Genomic DNA, 18,854 nt, shown 5'->3' with positions numbered 1-18,854 from the left:
TCCAAACTGATACGTCCTCTTATTTTTTGATCCGCTCAATAATCATATTCTCATCCATCTCCTCGTCGGAAAGGAAGGGTGCCAGATCCTCAAGAGGCGGGGACACCAGCGTCCCGTCCGGCAGCTTCTTGGCAGCCGACTTGGGCTCAAAGTTCTGGTCCATGGTCACGAACACCTCGCAGATCACCGGCCCGTCAATAGCCAGCGCCTCCTCCAGCTTTTCGTCCAGCTCCCTGTTTCCGCGGATGGAAACGTAGGGGAAGCCGTAAGCCCAGGCCAGCTTTTCCATGCTGGGGAAGGTCAGATCTCCGCTGTCCACGCCCACTCCCACCAGGGGCTCACCGAAGAAATTCTTCTGCGTCTGTCTGATGGAGTGGTAGCCGCCGTTGTTGATCACAAAGATTTTAATGGGAAGCCATCTTCCGATTACCGTCTGAAGCTCCTGAAGGTTCATCTGTATGCTTCCGTCTCCCGTCACAAGGATAATATCATGGGTATGGTCTGCAATGCAGGCGCCGATAGAGGCCGGAAGGCCATAGCCCATGGATGCGATCCCGGAATTGGAGATAAACCGCTGCCCCTTCTTCATAATATTGGCATGGCCGCAGACCACGTTGGCAGAGCCGTTTCCCACAACCACAATCTGATCCTCCAGAAGTCTTGCGCTCAGCTCATGGGCAAAGGCATATACGTTTGCCTCATGCTCCGTGCCGCCCTCCATGTGGCGCTTTAATACGACCGGATACTTTTTCTTCCAGTTTTGGCATCTTTCCACCCAGGCATCCTGTGCCTTCCTTATCTCTCCGTCCATGGCGTCCCTTGCGAGGCTCTCATCCTCCTTAAGAACCTCCTCTATGGTTTCCAGCAGATCTTTTACGTCTGCATGGACCGGCATGTCCACATGGAGGGTAGGCTTTTTGAGCTCCTCCGCATCGATGTCGTTGATAATCGTGTAGGCCTCCCTTGCCCAGGTGTCAAACCTGTATCCGACCTGGCGGAAGCTCAGGCGGCTTCCCAGGGAGAGGAGCAGATCGCTGTTCTGAATGGCAAAGTTGCCTGCCCGATCTCCCACATTTCCTCCCTTTCCCGTGTAGAGAGGATGTTCGTCCCAGATACAGTCAATGCTGTCGGCTCCCGTCACAACCGGGATTCCCAGGGCGTCCACGACGCGCATAAATACTTCATGAGCGCCGGCGATCCGGATTCCGTTTCCGGCATTGATCACAGGCCTCCTGGCGCTTCTGACCTTTCTCACAATTTCCCTGGCTGTTTCCTTCGTCACCTTTTTCGGAAGCAGAGCGCGGTACTCTCCCTTCCCGGCTGTATCCTCCGGGATCTCGGCGCCGCTTTCGCAGGCCCAGCCGGTTCCTCCTGCCTCATAATCCTCTCTGTCAAAGCCTACCAGGTCATCTGTCTCCACCTCGGCTGCCTGGACATTTAACGGCACATCCAGCCATACAGGGCCCGGACGTCCTGCGTATGCCAGATACAGCGCCTTCTCCATGCAGAACCTGATTCTCATGGGATCAATGATCATTTCCGTGTATTTCGTCATATTGGCCACAGAGCGGGTGATGTCAAACTCCTGATCCCCCATAGCTCTCAAATGCAGTCCCGTGCTTCTGGACATGGTGTCGTAGCGCACCTGCCCTGACACGATAAACATGGGAATAGAGTCCAGATAGCCTCCCGCCACTCCTGTCATGGCGTTGATTCCTCCCGGCCCCGTGGTCACACAGACGGCGGCAATCTTGCCGTGCACTCTCGCATAGGCCTCTGCCGCCATGGCACAAGCCTGCTCGTGGTGATTGAAAATACAGTTCAGCCCTTCCTGGTGTCCCAGGGCATCATCCAGATGCATGGCGCCGCCTCCGGTTATCATAAACACATCGGTAATGCCTGCCTCCAGCAGCTTTTTTGCAATATAATTGGATACCTTTATCCGCATTCGCGCTTCTCCTCACTCTCTTCTTATTTCCCTGCAGCTTGTAAATTTTTTCCGTTTCTTTTCCTGAAATTTACACAGGCTATATATTTTACAGTTATGTTAACAAAGTATTAAGTTTCTGAAAACCCACGCTCAGTATATCACACTTTCCCGTAAATGCCTATTAAACTTTTTCTTACATTTCTCCGATATTTCCGGTATTTTGCCACTTTGTCTTGTGTTTTACCATGATTCTTTTTATAATAATGAAATAAGATTTTGAGAAAGGCTGGTAAATTTTATGAAAATTACAGGCATTATCCCGGCACGGTACGGCTCATCCCGTTTTCCCGGAAAGCCTCTGGCTATGCTGGAGGGGCGTCCCATGCTGTTTCGGGTGTTTGAGCAGGCCTCCCGCTCCCGGCTGCTGACGGAGCTTTTTGTGGCCACTGAAAGTCCGCTGATCGAGGAAGCCTGCCGCCAGGAGGGAATCCCCGTCCTGATGACCAGCCCGGATCATGAAAATCCCACCTCCCGTCTCTGTGAGGCAGCAAAGAAAACGGATGCCAGCCTCCACGTGATGATCGGAGGGGATGAACCTCTTCTGACCGGCAGTGACATTGACTCCACCGTCCGCCGGGCCCTGAAGCTAATCCAGTCCCCAGAGCCGCTTTTCCCCGGAAGGGAGGAGCTTGCCGCAGGCGTCCGCTCCGGCCTGTTTGTGGTAAACGCCATGGCGCCTGTCTCTTCGCCGGCAGAGGCTATGGACACCACCAACATCAAGGTGGTATGCGGAGATTTCGGCGTGGGACTCTACACCTCGAGATTTCCCATCCCCTACCCCAAGGGGAGTTTAAATTTCACCTACAGGAAATTTGCAAGTATCGGCGTCTACACCCGGGAAGCCCTTCGCTTTTTTGAGGAAACGCCGAGGGGAATCCTTGAAACCATCGAGGAATGTGATCTGCTGCGCTTTATGGAAAAAGGCGTTCCCGTCTTTTTCGTCGATACAGGCCATCCTTCTCTGTCCGTGGACACGAGAAAGGATCTGGCCGAGGTCAGCCGGATGCTCACATCCGGCTGAGTGGGAGCTGCCGAAACGGCGGCTTCCCCTCACACAGATTTTATTTTACGGAGGACTAAACCACATGTACAGAGGAATTATTTTCGACCTGGACGGTACCCTTCTCGACACTTCCGAGGGGGTTTTATCCAGCGTCCGTCACACCATAAAAACCATGGGCTACAGGGAGCTTCCCGAGGAAACACTTCTGACCTTTATCGGCCCTCCGGTCAAGCGTTCCCTGATGGAACACTACGGACTGGATGACGCCGAGGCTGACCGGGCCACGGCAGTGTTCCGCGACCAGTATAAGAATGTGGATCTCCTCAAGGCGCGCCCCTACGACGGAATTCTCCCTCTTCTCGAGCGCCTGAAGAGCCAGGGATTTTTAATCGGGGTGGCCACTCTGAAGCGGGAGGACTATGCCCTCACGATCCTCGAACATTTCGGCATCGCAGAGCGCTGTGATCTCATCTGCGGCAGCGATTTTGCCAGCAAGATGCAGAAGGTTGATGTACTGCACAAATGTCTCGACGGACTGAATCTTTCCCCGAAGGAAGCGCTTCTCATCGGGGATACCGCCTCCGACGCAGGCGGAGCGAAGGCAGCCGGCACTGATTTCATGGCTGTCACCTTCGGCTTTGGCCCCAAGACAAAAAAAGAGTGGGAGGAACGCTACTCCCCCGTGTTTACGGCAGACCGGGTGTCCGAGATCGCAGAGTTTCTCGGAGCGGCACATCTATAATAGTATCTGAAGAAAGGACAGACATACATGAAACAGGTAAAACTTCTTGACTGCACCCTCCGCGACGGAGGCTATGTCAATGACTGGAACTTTGGACACGACAGCATGGTAAGCATCTTCGAGCGCCTGATCAGCTCAGGCGTCGACATTCTCGAGATCGGCTTTCTGGACGAACGGCGTCCCTTTGACAGAAACCGCACAATCATGCCCGACACTGCCAGCGCAGACCGCCTGTTCGGTCATCTGGACAAGGGCAGCACCATGCTGGTGGGCATGATCGATTACGGAACCTGCTCCATCGAGCACCTCTCTCCCTGCAGCGAGAGCTGTCTCGACGGCATCCGTGTAATTTTCAAAAAGCAGGTGATGAGAGAAGCCCTGGCCTTCTGCACCCAGGTGAAGGCTCTTGGCTACCAGGTATTCGTGCAGGCCGTCTCCATCACCAGCTATTCTGACAGAGAACTTCTCGATCTCATCGATCTGGTCAACGAGCTGAATCCCTACGCCCTCTCCATGGTGGATACCTACGGACTTCTGCACCAGAGCAGCCTTCTGCACTACTTTGAGATCCTCGACCACAACTTAAATCCCGAGATCTCCATCGGCTACCACTCCCACAACAATTTCCAGATGGCATATGCCAACAGCATGGAAATGCTGAGCAAGCCGGTAGACCGCACGGTTCTCGTGGACGCCTCTCTCTACGGCATGGGAAAGAGCGCCGGAAATCTTCCCATTGAGCTGATTTCCATGCACATGAACGCCCTCTACGGAAAATCCTATGACACCAGCCAGATGTTAGAGGCCATCGACATCAATATTATGCCGTTTTTCGAGAAAAGTCCCTGGGGCTACAGTCTTTTCTTCTATATTGCGGCTTCCAACAACTGTCATCCAAACTACGTCAAATTCCTGATGGACAAGCACACGCTGTCCCTGAAATCCTTAAATGTAATTCTCGACCGGATTGAACCTGAGAAAAAGCTCATGTACGACAAAGATTATATTGAAAGCCTGTATCTGAGCTATCAGAATATGGAGTGCAGCGACGGGGAGGACTTAAAAAAGCTGTCCGACCAGTGGGCAGGAAAAACTCTCCTTCTCCTGGGTCCTGGGCGGAATATGGAGCTTCAGAGGAGCCGCATTGACCAGTTCATCCGCGAAAACCATCCCATTGTCATCTCGGTTAACTATATCCCGGATGATATCCCCGTGGATTTCGCCTTCCTGAGCAATTCCAGGCGGTACGTGCAGCTGGGAACACGGCTCTTAGAGCTAAAGCAGCAGGGCGGCTCTATCGTAAAGGTAATCGCCACCTCCAATGTGACCAATGTAAAGGGCAGCTTTGATTACACCCTGAACTACAGCTCTCTCATCGACAGGAATGCGGAAATCATAGACAACTCCTTTGTCATGCTCCTGAACGTCCTCGTGAAGACAGGGGTTTCCCGCGTATCCTGCGCCGGTTTTGACGGCTACAGCGTGGGCGGTGAAAATTATTTTAACGCCGATATGGACTACCGGATCGGAAAAGAAAAATCCATGAATCTGAACACCTATGTAAAGGAAGTTCTGAAAAAACTCCAGGACAGCTTGACTGTGGACTTTGTTACAGATTCCTGGTATGCCGAATAACAAAGCCGGTATCCTCCAGAGGGTGCTCGCCGCGCAGAGCGCTTTATCTGGCATAAGGCGAAATTTCTTCTGAACAGTGAACGGCTGCGTTCTGCAGCCCGGACCGTCATGGCTCTGCCGCAGAGCTGTGACGGCTTTTTTTCATTTTTCCTCACCAGACCGGCCCTTCTTTCACCTCTCTCCCGGAATCCTTCTCATTTTTCTTCCTGCCACATTCTCCCTCCGTTTCCTGTGCCCCTGACCCCTATGTTTCCGGCCTTCTCCCCGGAAAACCCAGTTTTTAAGGCTTTTTTCCGCGGCAGACTTCTTATCTCCGGGCGAACTCTTTCCAGTTCTGCTGCCCGCTCTCTTCCACTGTCCGCCTATCGCTTCCCTCACCTTCCATTCCTTCCAGCAACCTGCACTTTCAAAGCCCGAAACGGCACGCTATAATAAGCACCGTAATGCAACGATGGATTTTCAAAAAACACCATTCATGAAAAAGGAGAGATTGTTAAATGAGAAAAACAACCAAACTGATCGCTGTGTTATCTGCTGCTGCCATGATGGCTGTGTCTGCACCCAATGTGATGAGAAGCAGTTTTTTAATGGAAGCCTACGCTGCTGAAAACGGATGGGTTGAAGAAGATGGGGGCTGGCACTTCTACGATGAGGACGGATACATGGAGTCCAACACCTGGAAGAAGCGCGGAAATGACTGGTATTACCTCAATGACGACGGTGATGTGACTGTCAATGAGAGGGTGGATGAATACTATGTTGACGGCGACGGAAAGATGGTTAAAAATAAATGGGTATCCCCTGAGGGAGAGGAAACCTATGATTCCCCTGACTCTGCCGCTGATACAGAGTGGAACTACTTTGACAAAAACGGAAAGATTGTAACTTCCAAATGGATGTCTGTGAATAATAACTGGTACTATTTTGACGGCGACGGCATCATGCAGACAGGCCTTCTTGAACTGGACGGCGAAACCTACTATCTGGGCGCCGAGAATGACGGAGCCAGAAGAACAGGCTGGGTGCTTCTCGAGGAGATCACTGAGGATACCGACGACGAGGGGATCTGGTGCTACTTTGATCAGGACGGAAAACTCGTAAAAGATCAGATTGACAGAAAAATCGACGGCTTCTACTATACCTTTAAAGACGGACAGATGCAGACCGGCTGGGTAAAGGTGTCGGATACTGCAGGCGGCTCTTCTGACGGTGAGGAAGGCGGCAGTTCTGCTTCGAATCCTCTGGCTGACTATCGATACTACGATAAGGAGCTGGGCGGAAAGCGTGCCTCCGGATGGTATGTTATCGAGGGTGTGGAAGGAATCAGCGAGGAGGGCGAGGAATACTACTTCTACTTTAAGGACGGAAAACCCTACTACTCTGAGACCGAAGGTCTGGAACTCTTCAATATCAATTCCGAGCGCTATGCCTTTAATGAAAAAGGAGAGATGCAGACGGGACTTCAGAAACTCACAACTAAGGACGGCACAGAGGCCAATTACTACTTCGGCGACGACGGTATCATGAAGACAGGCAAGCAGACGATCTACGATGAAGATTTGGAGGAAAACCAGATCTGGTACTTCTATCCGAGCGGTTCCAAGAAGGGACAGGGTTACACCGGTGAGAAGGACAACCGTGTCTATGCAGGAGGCCTTATGAAAAAGGCAGATCCGGAGCTCCGCTATGAGCCGGTTCAGGCCGGAGACAAGACTTATCTGGTAAACACCAGCGGTACGATCCAGAAATCCTCCGCCTCTTCCACCTCTGATGCCAAGCCAGAGCTTGGAAAGGGCTTCAGAGACTACAAAGATTCCAACGATACGGTATGGACAGTTGACACAGAGGGAATCATCCAGTAAAATATATAAGTCATCCGTTCAACAGGAGAGGGCTGCCGCTGCAGCGCCTCTCCTGCTTTGCGGCCATTTCCCGGCAGAGAGCGCCGCGGGAAAGCAGCGGGCTGTAAAGGTCTGCTGCTCTTTCCTACTCTTTGCCGGGGCCGCTTTTTTCAGATTGCTGCCGAACGGATATTTGATTTCGCATCCCGGGAAACCTCCTGAAAAAATCAGATACAGCTCCTGCCGCAGAAAGCATGGGTCAAAATTTATATTTTTTTCATTTTTCAGTCATATTTCGGTTATTTCTGTCGTTTTTTTAATAGGACGGCTAAAGTATATCTGAAGGCTGACTCATCCCTGTTATCTGCCATATCTCTTCGCAGCGGGTGGCAGGACAGAGTTTTCAAAGGTGCTCTAAGGAATATCAGGAGGGATATATGAGAGAATTAACGGTTTTCTACTGTTCGCAATGCGGCTACTATGCCTACTACCAGCTTCCCAAAAACGCAGTCTGCCCTAAGTGCAGCGCTTCCATGACCAAACTCCCCATGACTTATCAAAATTTCATGAATCTGGACTATGAGATGCGTGATGAATTAATCGGAAGCCAGATCCTGGGCGATGCAGTGCCCAACTGCTCCGTTGTCCAGAGAATCACAGAACCTGAGAGGCAGTATAACAGCCGCGCAGTCATTGCAAAACAGGCAGTACAGATTCGGGAACTCACCCAGGAGGTTGAACGCCTGCGTGATGACAACAAAAAGCTGAATGATACTGTCACCTGGATGCACGCTACTATCTGGGATTTGACAATGAAAAACAAAAAGCTGACCTGACGAATACCGGCAGCCTATGCCGTCGCTTCTCAGGCAAAAAATATCCGGCAGACGCCTGTCTGAGTCTTCTTCTCATCTTCTAACAGCCGATGCCGGGATTTTTCTTCTTCGTATCGTAATTTCCAAGTTTGCCTGCAGAATTTCTGTTCTGCACCATTCGCCTCTTTTTTCTCACGCTTCCTGCTTTCCGTTCTCTATATATTTAATAATCAGTCTGTCCAGTGTCTGTTTCATCTGCAGCACTGTTTTGAAAAGAGTTTCATTCTCACTTTTCAGCCTCTCCACCTCTTTTATCAGATTTTCCGTCTGTGTTACCGCATCCATCCCTAATCCTCCTGTTTTTGCGATTGCTAATCCAGTTATAGCCTATTTTCCCTTAAAATGGAAGTGAATTCGGACGCAATTTTCGACATATCGCTTGATTAATCTGATTTTCCCAAAATATATTGTCATTATTGGGATAATAACATCCCTTCCACCTGATGAAGCTGATCAAAAAAGTATCCGCCGTTCAAAATTTCCTGTATCTGTCCTAATCTCAGACTTTTGCTCTGTGCCATACAGAAAACTTCTTTCGACGGATACTTGCCGAGCAGCCTGCTGAAGATGCCTGAGGATGCGCCTGCTCTTTTGGCAGTCTGCTGAAAATTTTGCCCGTCTATTAGAGGACAACGCAGCCTAAAATCTTTTTGTCAAGGCTCTTCACAATCTCAAGCTCCCTCTCGATTCCCGTGAAGGAGGACTCCTTTCTCTTCTCTACCAGGATTACGGCATCACAGGACGCGGCCTTCCTTATCGCCTCTGCCTCCCTGTCCAGATTTCCTCCGGAAGTCAGCGTGAGGGAGGGAAGGACAGCTGACAGCTCTTCATTCACTGTATCAAGCACTCCCGCATCTGTGGATGTGACAAGCAGGATCTGCTTTGCCTCTCCTGCATAGTTCATCACATTGGCAGCTACCACGCTGCAGGCCTGCGCGCTGCTCATTTTTCTGGCTGCCGTTCCCTCCATGCGGTCTATAAATCGGTCTACAAAAGCAAACAGGCCCTTTTTCTCCCCGCTGTCAAATACACCGAGCACCATAAGGCCATAGCGGCGGCGAAGCTCTCTGTCATTTGCCAGCTTGTCGCTCATCAGAAATGAGACGCAGATAAAAAATACAGCTAAGAATGCGCCCAGGACTCCGCCAAGCACTCCATATTTCACAGCCGATTTCAGCGCGCTCCCTGTGCTGGGCAGTGTATTGGCCGGTTCCTTCAGCTCATTCAGTTCCTTTGTTTTATCTGTGAGACTCTGGTTCAGAGTTTGTGTTCTGGCAGACTGATCCTGCTGCTTTTTCTCAAGCTCCAGATCTACGGTAGTGTACACCTCCGGTGTCTGACTCATCTCACCGCCGGGAGCTGCCGATGGACCTGCAGCGCCTGTATCCTGAATCATGTTAAGTGTATGAGGGCCTATTTTCTGGGTTATCACGGCCTGATATTCGTTCAGAGATTCCATGATCAGGGACATAATCTGCTCTGCCCCCTCCTCTGTACTGCTGATTACACGGACATTGAACATATTGTTGTCATAATCAGGCTCTACTGTCACCAGCTCCTGCAGGTAACGAAGCTCCAGGGACGGCTCCATTTTCTTTAACACATAATTGTACATCTCTCCGCTCTGGATCATGGACATATAGGCTGCCATAATGCTGGAAGCTGTGTTGGGGTTCTGGTAGGCCATGCCAGGCATAATCTGGTAATCGGTAGCCACGTAAAATGATACGGCTGTCGTATACTCATCATATGGGTTAATATTCATCAGAACAGAATTTTCCATATAATCATTCTGGCTTTCCAGACTCGCCTTGATATTTTCAATCTCCTTTTCCAGGCGTTCCTTTGACATTTCATACTGATCCATGCTGTTGTCATATTCCTGCTGTTTCGATGCAACATACTCTGCATCCTTCATCTGTCCCAAACCTCTGACTGCCTTAAAGCCTCCCAGAAGAAGGGCGAAAATGATCGCAATCAGGATGATAGGACGCCATCTGCGAAGCACGGCGAACATCAAATCCTTCAGATCAATTTCCTGTTCATAATTCTGATAGGAATCCATGGTAAACCTCCTCATTGTACATGCTATGTTATCCATCTTATCACAGAGAAAATATTTTATCAATTATAAATCCTTTAATATATTTTTAAAGAATTTTTCTCTGTAACAGTTCACCATGCGAAGATTTAAAGTCCGTCCAATACGCGATCCATATAGCTTTTCTTCTGTCTCATGCTGCTGTGAACATAGATATCCATAGTTATTTTGACAGAGGAATGTCCGAGAATTTCAGATAAAGCCTTGCTGTCAAACCCGTTTTCAATCCATTTGGATGCAAAGGAATGTCTGAGAGAGTGAATATTGACAGGTTCAATCCCGCATTTTTTCAGGAGATTTTTAAACCGCCTCTGTACCCCTCTCGGCTCCATAAACTGCGCTCTTCCTGTGAGCACATAGGCCTGGGAGGAAAATCTGCGCTCCTCCTGCCTCTCCCTCAGTCTCTCCACGAGAAACTGAGGAAGCGGAATATCGCGCACGGAGGTTTCTGTTTTCGGAGGCCCAATCTGTATAATCGTTCTGCTCTGTTTTGCCGGAAACGGCTTTTGCTGTTCCTCTATATCCACATTGCGTATCCTGGAAACGGTTCTTCTGACTCTCAGTATCCCTGCCTTCAGGTCAATATCTCCCCATTTTATACCGCACAGCTCCCCCACCCGTATTCCGGTGCTCAGGGAAATCAGAAGTCCCAGATCAAAGCTCCTTCTGGAGTGCAGAAGGTAGCTGAGGATCTTGTGGAAATCCTCCCATTCCATAATGTTCTTCCCTCCTGAAAGCTGCCTTGGCTGTCGGAAGCTGAGTTCCTCTGCCGGCCATATCCCCCTCTCCTTTCCCGCCTGAACGATGCGTTTCAGCAAAAAAAGAAGCAGCCGGACGGTTCCTGCGGAAAGTCCCTGCCTTTGTTTCTTTCTCACAAATTCCAGAATCACCCGGTTGGTCAGCTTCCCCGCTGACATGTTTCCGAGCTCCGCCTGAATATGCTTTTCAATCAGCGTCACATAGCAGGCATAGGTGCTGGGCTTTACACTGCTTCTGACAGAAGCCTCCCATATTTCGCAGAGAGATTTTACTGTCATCTCCCGCCTGCCTCCTCCATATTCCTCTCCTGTCTGCATTTCTGTCTGTCGGTTCATCTTCCTTCTCCTTTACCATTATTATCCATTTATAAACAATAACTATCTTAGCAAAGGAGTTCTTTTACAGATACCTGTAATATTTATCTTCCAGAAGCCTCCTGCCTCCTGAAATTTCTTTTCTCTGCATCTGCATTTTACTTTCCTTTTTTCCGATTCTGTATTAAACTTTTAGATAGTACAGTCCCATAGCGACTGCCCGTACCGCAGAATATCCCTTTATGCAGCCGGTAAACGCAGGCATATGGGCACTGCATAACCGCATTCGGCATTACAAAAAACAGAGAGGAGTCCTGCCAGGAGGGATTCCGGAAAGAGAGGCCTTCATGACTTTTTCAATCATACCTGCTGTCCTGTCAGACAGCCCCAATATCTATCGACTCATGAATGAGGGGGCAGAGACTGTTGCCCAAAAAGAGTGGTTCTGCCCGGATAACCAGGAATTTATTGAAAACCATATGGATCGGCAGGGATTTATCCTGAAAGCCGTCTGTGAGGAAGAGGAGAACCAGCTTCCGGCAGGAAGCGCCCCCGACAGAGATATCACTGGCTCAATCCCCGCTCAGGGCAGTATTGCAGCCTTCCTCCTCGTCCGCTTTCCCGGCCTGGACAGTGATAACCTGGGCTCTTCCCTTCACCTGTCTGCCCGGGAACTCCCCCTTGTGGCCCACATGGAGACAGTTGTGGTCAGCAGAGCCTATACCGGAAACGGGCTGATGCGCCGTCTTCTCAGGGCCGGTGAGGAAAAAGCCGCCTCCATGGGCTATCGCTTCCTGATGGCAACCGTTCACCCTGAAAATCTGTACAGTCTCCGGAATTTCCAGTGTCTCGGCTACGAAAAAATAGAGGAGGCTCTGAAATACGGAGGGCTCCGGCGCTGGATTCTGGGAAAACGTCTGTAGCGTCCTCTCTGTCCAACCCAGTGCGATCCCCGCGGAACGTTTTTATATAACAGAGAACGAAATTTCCTGTTATATAACACAAAAGCCTGACAGGCAGGCTCACCGAAAGGTAAGCGTCTGCCCGTCAGGCTTTCTTCATACTGCATTCTGAATCTGCTGTATGTCAGCTGTTAGAAGTCAACCTCTGTTCCGTAGTAAATACAGGTAAACAGTTTTTCCATGGTCTTCGGATCAATCGTTCTTGGATTGGATCCTGTGCATGCATCGCCCACCGCATTCTCAGAGATAGCGGCCAGCTTCTCTTTAAACTCCTTCTCCTCAATTCCAAACTCCTTCAGTGTATTGGGAATACCCATATAATCATTCATGGAACGGATTTTCTTTCTCAGTCCCTCAATACACTCCTCCACAGTGCCTGTAATGCCGATGGCATTGGCGATCTCCGCATAGCGCGCTGCCGCCTCCGGCTCCTTGGCATTGTAGGAGATTACATATGGAAGATACATGGCATTGGCCAGGCCGTGTGTGATATGGCCGGTGGAAAATGCAGCTCCTGTCTTGTGAGCCATGGAGTGCACAATTCCGAGAAGCGCATTGGAAAAAGCCATTCCTGCCAGACACTGGCCATAGTGCATCTCCTCACGGCTTCTCATGTCGCCGTCATAAGATTTCTGCAGATCACTGTTTACGATCTGGATGGCCTTGATTGCCAGCGGATCCGTAAAGGTGCAGTGGAGTGTGGAAACATAGGCTTCGATCGCATGAGTCAGGGCATCCATTCCCGTATAGGCCACCTGTTTTGCAGGAAGCCCTTCCACCAGCTCCGGATCGACAATGGCAACATCCGGCGTGATATTAAAGTCTGCAAGAGGATACTTGATTCCCTTTTCGTAATCTGTGATAACGGAGAAGGCGGTAACCTCTGTGGCTGTGCCGGAAGTGGAGGGAATCGCTGCAAATTTCGCCTTTGTCCTCAGCTCCGGAAAATTAAAGGGTGTGCACAGCTCCTCAAACGTCACCTCCGGATACTCATAGAAAGCCCACATAGCTTTCGCTGCATCAATGGGTGAACCGCCGCCCATGGAGACAATCCAGTCCGGCTCAAACTCTCTCATGACCTGCGCACCCTTCATAACCGTCTCTACCGACGGATCCGGCTCCACGCCTTCAAAGACGCGCACCTCCATCCCGGCTTCCTTTAAGTACTCAACCGCCTTGTCTAAAAATCCCTGACGCTTCATGGAACCTCCGCCCACAACGAGGATTGCGCGTTTTCCTTTCAGGTTTTTCAGCTCCTCAAGGCATCCTTTTCCATGGTAAATATCTCTCGGTAACGTAAATCTTGCCATTTCTGATTCCTCCTTCATAAATGGATGCACCCTTCCGGCCGGACCGTCTCCAGACATCCTCATTCCCCACTGCAGACACGCTTCTGTCTGCGCAGAAGCCTTCACAGAAAATGAACGGTTTCATATTAACTGCCGTTCCCCTTCTGCAGACGGCCTGTCCGCTTTCTGGCACATGATTTGTTATTTTTTTAACCATAATATATTATATACCAAAACTGCCGGATACTCAAGTAAATTCTCGTTAAATTAATTACTGTTTTTTACAATAATATACAAAATCGGACGTATCTGTTCTCATTTTTATTATTTGAATTCATTTCCAAGAATATACAGAATTTCAAGATAATTCATCCTCCCTTTTGCGCGGAACCGGCTCCCGGCTGATGTTCTTACAGCTCACATAGACTCCCTCCCTCACAAACCTGAACGCAGAAAAAACGGGCCGGCTCAGAATTCCTGCGATTATCCTCTGAACTGCCCGTTTTTATAGTTGCTGAATATTTATCTTTCTTATTCCGATGCTTCAGGTACTCCTTAAGCGCTCAATTCCCGCTTTCTGCCTGTCCTTTCCCTTAACTACTCATCCTACTTCTCATCCCTTTTGATCACATACGTGGGAACGATCCGCTGGACGGCCTCCTTGATATTCTCCGAATCCCTGTTTGCAATCTCATACAGCTCATCCAGCTGCTTCTGGAACTCGTCCTCATCAAACTCAATGGGCTTTCCAATGTGGATCAGCTTATTGGGGGTATCCTGCATGCCCTCCTCATCCATAAGCATCTCCTCATAGAGTTTCTCTCCCGGCCTGAGCCCGGTAAATTCAATGGCAATATCCTCTCCCGGCACATATCCCGACAGCCGGATTAAATTCTTGGCCAAATCCAGGATTTTTACAGGCTCTCCCATGTTCAGGACAAAAATCTCTCCGCCCTTTGCATAGGCTCCTGCCTGAAGCACCAGCGACACAGCCTCCGGTATCGTCATAAAATAGCGGATAATATCGGGATGTGTGACGGTGACAGGGCCTCCCTCTGCAATCTGCTTTTTAAACAGGGGAATGACGGAGCCGTTGCTGCCCAGCACATTTCCAAAGCGCACTGCCACAAACTCGGTCCTGTACCTGTGATCCATCATCTGAATAACCATCTCGCACATCCGCTTGGAGGCCCCCATGATGTTGGTCGGGTTGACCGCCTTGTCTGTGGAAATCAGGACAAAGCGCTTTGCTCCGTACTTTCCGGCAGCCCTGGCTGTCTTGTATGTACCGAAGACATTATTCTTGATCGCCTCGTTGGGGCTGTTTTCCATGAGGGGGACATGCTTATGGGCGGCCGCATGGTAGACGATATCCGGCCTGTACTGTTCAAACACGCTCTCAATCCGGTGTGTGTTTCTCACGGAGCCGATCAGCACAGTCAGATTGAGTTCCGGGAAACTTCTCTCCAGCTCCTGCTGCAGATCGTATGCATTATTCTCATAGACGTCAAAGACAATGAGCTGCTTTGGCCTGTGGCTGGCAATCTGACGGCACAGCTCGCTTCCGATGGAACCGCCCCCGCCTGTGACAAGGATTACCTTATCCTGCACATATCCCATAATCTCATCCAGATTCACGCGGATCGGATCCCTTCCCAGCAGATCCTCGATCTGAACCTCCCTGAGCTTGGCCACACTGACCTCGCCGTTGAGAAGCTGATAGATTCCGGGAAGCATCTTGATTTTGCAGTCCGTTTCTCGGCAGATCTCTAAAATCTTTTTTCGTTCCTTGGCCGGGGCTGACGGAATTGCCACATAGATCTCATCCACCCGGTACTGCTTTGCCAGCTCCGGTATCTCCTCCCGGCCTCCCGCAATGGGAACTCCATTCAGATACTTGCCTTTTTTATTGATGTCGTCGTCCGCAAAGCAGACAACTGTTCCGTTTGTGTGCCTGCTTGTCATCATCTCCTTGAGAATCACAGAGCCGGAGGTTCCCGCTCCCACAATCATAATCCTGCTTCCGCCTCTGTTGCCCGACGGAAACAGGGAGTGCTTAATCCGGTAGGATAACCGAATGCCTGTAACGGCGATGCAGAGAGCAACAAAGCTGATAATATAGTAGCTTCTCGGCATAAAAAACTGCAGAAGCGTCATACCTGCTATCTGCAGAACTGTCGAGAGACCGCAGGAAAGGACAATTCTTATTACCTCCCTGATTCCAGCCACACTCCACATGGTCGAATACAGATGCGCCAGGAAAAAGAGCGCAACAGTCAGGAGTGTGTGGATAGGCCAGTAGCGCAGCACATTGGCACTGTACTCAGGCGGAATCTTTGCGATATTCAGATCAAACCGTATCAGAAGCGCCAGAAAGGAGCAAATCTGGATTGATACAATATCAGCCAGCATTAAAATAATCATTCTGACTCTTTTGTTTTTTGGCATATACTTATCAAACATGGCAACTACAACTTCCTTTTTTCAGATTGTGAGGGCGGCTCTCTTCTAAATATGCCCCTCCTCTATTTTTCATCCCTTTTCTCAGTTTCATCAACGGCCCAGTCCGCCTGAACTTCTGCTTCCTTCCCCGCGCTTCCCGACTGATAGCAGACAGCCAGTCCCATAGCCAAAAACTGCCACATAAAGGGCGCAGTGATGGGTACGTTCAGGTTTACCACGGCCTGCACACTGTAGCAAACAAATGCAAACATCGGTGCAAGTACCAGAGGATTCCCTTTCGCCTGGCGGGTCATTTTCACAAAGGCTGAAATCAAAAATGCAAGGTACGCGGCAAGTCCTGCAATTCCGATCGTCAAAAGGAACTGAAGGTACTCATTGTGGGCATTGTCAAACACTACACGATAATTTTCGCTCATTTCCTGAAAGTTATTAAATGTAGTGATAATCCCAAATGTGTCCGGTCCAAACCCAAAAATCTTGTGATGCAGGGGGAAACTCAGGAAATTCTCCCACGAAATCCTCCAGGCAAATCCACGGTTAGTCCCCCAGTTATCATTAAATACCAGGTACTTTGCAATAGACTGATATTTTTCCTGATGTCCTGCTATGTTTGCGTCATAGAACATATAGCAGATAAGAAGCACCGCTCCTGCCAGCACAGCTCCCCAGACAATTCTGAGGGCCAGAAGCAGTCCCGGGGGGTTCTTCTTTATCACCAGCTTTAAGAGGTACAGCACCGCAGCTACAGTCCAGGCTGCGGCAATCACAGCCATAATCTTATCATAACCTGAAATAAAAGAAAATAGGCTGTTAATCCCAATCACCGTATCTGCGTATTTCACGTTGATCCATTCGATACATCTGGCAACGGTCAGAATTGTGGCAATCAGCACTGCATATCTTCTGACTGCCTGAGATTTTCTGAATGCATAGAGAGGCGCCAGGGCGAACAGAGCACCCAGAGAGAGATAGGCATTGTCGCTCTCTCCCATGATAATGGCAAACATCCCTATTATAAAGCAGATATAATAAAAAATGGAGCGCAGGACTGATTCACTCATTAAAAACAGAATCACCGCCACCGCAATCACCATGGCCACATAGATGGTGTACGTATTGATATTTCCAAAAGAGGAGGTGAAGGAGTCTGCATTAGATGCAATCCTTTCCTTAAAATGGAAAATATCCATTCTGAAATAATCTGTAATTCCCCACAGACAGGCAAGAATCCCCCCTGCCAGGAACAGATCCAGGTACCACTGCTTCCATCTCAGGAAACGGCTGATAAAAAAATACGAAAACACGTACAGCGAAAGGGTGAACAGGCCTGTATAGCGCCCCTCGTTTCCCCAGAAGGACTCAAACCGAAAGTCTGACTGGATGGTGGAAATTGTAATCAAAACTGCAAAGGCGATTGCCGCCCAGTCCACAAAATTCAGATGCCTGCGCCAGCTTCCGTCACCAAATGAGCGCACAGCCCGAACCACCGCGCCGCTGGCAATCAGATAAATGACTGTAAACACCAGGACTGCCGACGTTGCAGTCGAATAAAAGCGGTACTTCGTAGGAAGAATATCAAAATACCTGTCATGTACTACAAAGGGGAAAATACACAGTATCACCAGTGTATAAATTCCTGCCAGAACTTCAATGCCTCTGTAGGGCCGCTTCTCTGCCGAAACATTTTTAATTACATTGCTGCTCATAAGCTCTCCATATTCTTTCTGTAAATTTATTTTTTGTCTCCATCTGCAGCCAAAATGCTGCCCCGACGGCACACTTCACTTCTGCTGTGTCAGCTCTTATCTGTACTGCCCCATTTCAGCCCTGTATCTGAAGCTTCACTTTAAAGGCTGTAAACATATGATCCGCATTTTTATCAGCAGTTCATGTTTTAGGCATACACTGTTTTAGTATATCACTTATATCTTTCCGGCGCAAGAAAAGCACAGCCGGAACACAGCAGAATTATTTAATATTTTATTAATATAAACGAAAGTGCTCGGAATATGCCGGTAATGGTGAACCTACAGAAACTGCCACATAGTATACAGCTAAAGATGCTCCAAGCTGGATCGACTAATATCACAGCGGCTGCTTCCAGCAGACTGTTAGTTAATAAAAAAAGCGTTGGCAGAGAAATTTAATTATTTCTTCTGCCAGCGCTTTTGGTTTTTGAAAAATCTGCTTTGCTATTATAATGCATTTTCATTGTTACTATCCTGAGTATTTTTGTATACTATTACGTTCAAATGAAAGTTTCCTGAATACCTTTCATATCGTACCCATGAAAGTTATTACAATAATTTCAGCTAAACATTAACCCAAATATTGTATCAGAATATTGATATCCCTAATCCTATACATCAATAACTGCTTTTAATTGTAAATTTTCTTCAATTCTCTCTGAACAATTTAAGATTATGTTGAATATCCCTATATAGATATATTATCCAAATATTGGTTATATACAACATGTTCGATTCGTTATTTAATGGATAGGGAAAGGGTGAGAAAAATGATAACATATGATAAGTTGTGGGAAACTATGAAGGAAAAGCAGATGAGCCAGTACCGTTTAATCAGATACTACGGCTTCAGCGCCAGCCAAATTGGACGTCTGAAAAAGAACATGTATGTGTCTACCCATACGCTGGAAGTCCTCTGCCAAATCTTGAACTGCAGAATCGAGGATATTGTAGAGTATATTCCTGACGAGGAGCAGCAGCCGATAATTTGCAGGCCAGAGTAAAAAAGCACTAGCCGGTCAAAATAACTCAAATACTATCGTCTTACGAAGGTCATACGGCTCTTCTGCCGCAAAAAAGGATATAAGACAGTAATACCGCTTTCAGCCTGTCTGGAGGCGGTATTTTTTCA

General features: G+C 48.9%; 14 protein-coding genes. 7 read left to right on the top strand and 7 right to left on the bottom strand.

Translation table 11 applies throughout. The features are described 5' to 3' along the window. Positions 1–19: 19 nt before the first annotated feature. On the bottom strand, positions 20–1,948 hold the full coding sequence (locus LK436_RS06685; RefSeq protein ID WP_008397541.1) for a thiamine pyrophosphate-binding protein: 1,929 nt from the start codon (positions 1,946–1,948) through the stop codon (positions 20–22). Positions 1,949–2,228: 280 nt separating this feature from the next. Here LK436_RS06685 and LK436_RS06680 point away from each other — a divergent pair, with 280 nt between their 5' ends. The 5 genes from LK436_RS06680 to LK436_RS06660 all read left to right on the top strand — a co-directional run bounded on the left by LK436_RS06680 (position 2,229) and on the right by LK436_RS06660 (position 8,047). Next, positions 2,229–3,011 carry a cytidylyltransferase domain-containing protein gene (locus tag LK436_RS06680; protein WP_008397543.1) on the top strand — a complete coding sequence of 261 codons (783 nt, stop codon included), beginning with the start codon at positions 2,229–2,231 and terminating at the stop codon, positions 3,009–3,011. A gap of 64 nt (positions 3,012–3,075) precedes the next feature. Beyond that, on the top strand, positions 3,076–3,735 hold the full coding sequence (locus tag LK436_RS06675) for an HAD hydrolase-like protein (protein ID WP_008397545.1): 660 nt from the start codon (positions 3,076–3,078) through the stop codon (positions 3,733–3,735). A 27-nt stretch (positions 3,736–3,762) separates the two neighbouring features. Then, positions 3,763–5,370 carry an aldolase catalytic domain-containing protein gene (locus LK436_RS06670; protein ID WP_008397546.1) on the top strand — a complete coding sequence of 536 codons (1,608 nt, stop codon included), beginning with the start codon at positions 3,763–3,765 and terminating at the stop codon, positions 5,368–5,370. A 497-nt stretch (positions 5,371–5,867) separates the two neighbouring features. Continuing rightward, positions 5,868–7,232: a cell wall-binding protein gene (locus tag LK436_RS06665; RefSeq protein ID WP_008397551.1), complete on the top strand. Its 1,365-nt coding sequence runs from the start codon at positions 5,868–5,870 to the stop codon at positions 7,230–7,232. 416 nt (positions 7,233–7,648) lie between these two features. Then, positions 7,649–8,047 (top strand): hypothetical protein, encoded by a 399-nt coding sequence (locus tag LK436_RS06660; protein WP_015572906.1) that lies wholly within the window; start codon positions 7,649–7,651, stop codon positions 8,045–8,047. A gap of 171 nt (positions 8,048–8,218) precedes the next feature. Here the strand turns inward: LK436_RS06660 and LK436_RS06655 are convergent, their stop codons facing one another. From LK436_RS06655 to LK436_RS06645, 3 genes are all read right to left on the bottom strand, one after another. Continuing rightward, positions 8,219–8,371, bottom strand: coding sequence for a hypothetical protein (locus LK436_RS06655; RefSeq protein WP_008397554.1), 153 nt, complete (start codon positions 8,369–8,371; stop codon positions 8,219–8,221). 337 nt (positions 8,372–8,708) lie between these two features. Then, the gene (locus tag LK436_RS06650) at positions 8,709–10,151 is read right to left on the bottom strand and encodes a hypothetical protein (protein WP_044931167.1); all 1,443 of its coding nucleotides are present in this window, start codon (positions 10,149–10,151) and stop codon (positions 8,709–8,711) included. A 125-nt stretch (positions 10,152–10,276) separates the two neighbouring features. Continuing rightward, positions 10,277–11,281, bottom strand: coding sequence for a site-specific integrase (locus LK436_RS06645; RefSeq protein WP_008397557.1), 1,005 nt, complete (start codon positions 11,279–11,281; stop codon positions 10,277–10,279). Positions 11,282–11,607: 326 nt separating this feature from the next. Between LK436_RS06645 and LK436_RS06640 the strand changes: the two genes are divergently transcribed. Then, the gene (locus LK436_RS06640) at positions 11,608–12,183 is read left to right on the top strand and encodes a GNAT family N-acetyltransferase (RefSeq protein WP_227910181.1); all 576 of its coding nucleotides are present in this window, start codon (positions 11,608–11,610) and stop codon (positions 12,181–12,183) included. Positions 12,184–12,353: 170 nt separating this feature from the next. On the opposite strand, the gene LK436_RS06635 is transcribed toward LK436_RS06640, so the two are convergent. The 3 genes from LK436_RS06635 to LK436_RS06625 form a co-directional block, all read right to left on the bottom strand. Continuing rightward, on the bottom strand, positions 12,354–13,532 hold the full coding sequence (locus tag LK436_RS06635) for an iron-containing alcohol dehydrogenase (protein ID WP_021966841.1): 1,179 nt from the start codon (positions 13,530–13,532) through the stop codon (positions 12,354–12,356). A gap of 585 nt (positions 13,533–14,117) precedes the next feature. Then, entirely contained in the window at positions 14,118–15,974 is a 1,857-nt protein-coding gene (locus LK436_RS06630; protein WP_008397561.1) for a polysaccharide biosynthesis protein, read from the bottom strand. Between the two features lie 62 nt (positions 15,975–16,036). After that, entirely contained in the window at positions 16,037–17,680 is a 1,644-nt protein-coding gene (locus LK436_RS06625; protein ID WP_008397563.1) for an O-antigen ligase family protein, read from the bottom strand. 812 nt (positions 17,681–18,492) lie between these two features. Here LK436_RS06625 and LK436_RS06620 point away from each other — a divergent pair. After that, positions 18,493–18,726 (top strand): helix-turn-helix domain-containing protein, encoded by a 234-nt coding sequence (locus LK436_RS06620; protein ID WP_044931169.1) that lies wholly within the window; start codon positions 18,493–18,495, stop codon positions 18,724–18,726. Positions 18,727–18,854: the final 128 nt, after the last annotated feature.

The sequence above is a fragment of the Clostridium sp. M62/1 genome (assembly GCF_020736365.1).
Taxonomy (GTDB): domain Bacteria; phylum Bacillota; class Clostridia; order Lachnospirales; family Lachnospiraceae; genus Otoolea; species Otoolea saccharolyticum_A.
This window is presented reverse-complemented; position numbering and strand designations above follow the sequence as displayed.

Coding starts and splice junctions, on each gene's coding strand:
- LK436_RS06650 (WP_044931167.1), bottom strand. CDS start 10,151: ATGGATTCCTATCAGAATTATGAACAGGAAATTGATCTGAAGGATTTG.
- LK436_RS06620 (WP_044931169.1), top strand. CDS start 18,493: ATGATAACATATGATAAGTTGTGGGAAACTATGAAGGAAAAGCAGATG.
- LK436_RS06625 (WP_008397563.1), bottom strand. CDS start 17,680: ATGAGCAGCAATGTAATTAAAAATGTTTCGGCAGAGAAGCGGCCCTAC.
- LK436_RS06630 (WP_008397561.1), bottom strand. CDS start 15,974: ATGTTTGATAAGTATATGCCAAAAAACAAAAGAGTCAGAATGATTATT.
- LK436_RS06645 (WP_008397557.1), bottom strand. CDS start 11,281: ATGAACCGACAGACAGAAATGCAGACAGGAGAGGAATATGGAGGAGGC.
- LK436_RS06670 (WP_008397546.1), top strand. CDS start 3,763: ATGAAACAGGTAAAACTTCTTGACTGCACCCTCCGCGACGGAGGCTAT.
- LK436_RS06655 (WP_008397554.1), bottom strand. CDS start 8,371: ATGGATGCGGTAACACAGACGGAAAATCTGATAAAAGAGGTGGAGAGG.
- LK436_RS06675 (WP_008397545.1), top strand. CDS start 3,076: ATGTACAGAGGAATTATTTTCGACCTGGACGGTACCCTTCTCGACACT.
- LK436_RS06640 (WP_227910181.1), top strand. CDS start 11,608: ATGACTTTTTCAATCATACCTGCTGTCCTGTCAGACAGCCCCAATATC.
- LK436_RS06660 (WP_015572906.1), top strand. CDS start 7,649: ATGAGAGAATTAACGGTTTTCTACTGTTCGCAATGCGGCTACTATGCC.
- LK436_RS06685 (WP_008397541.1), bottom strand. CDS start 1,948: ATGCGGATAAAGGTATCCAATTATATTGCAAAAAAGCTGCTGGAGGCA.
- LK436_RS06665 (WP_008397551.1), top strand. CDS start 5,868: ATGAGAAAAACAACCAAACTGATCGCTGTGTTATCTGCTGCTGCCATG.
- LK436_RS06680 (WP_008397543.1), top strand. CDS start 2,229: ATGAAAATTACAGGCATTATCCCGGCACGGTACGGCTCATCCCGTTTT.
- LK436_RS06635 (WP_021966841.1), bottom strand. CDS start 13,532: ATGGCAAGATTTACGTTACCGAGAGATATTTACCATGGAAAAGGATGC.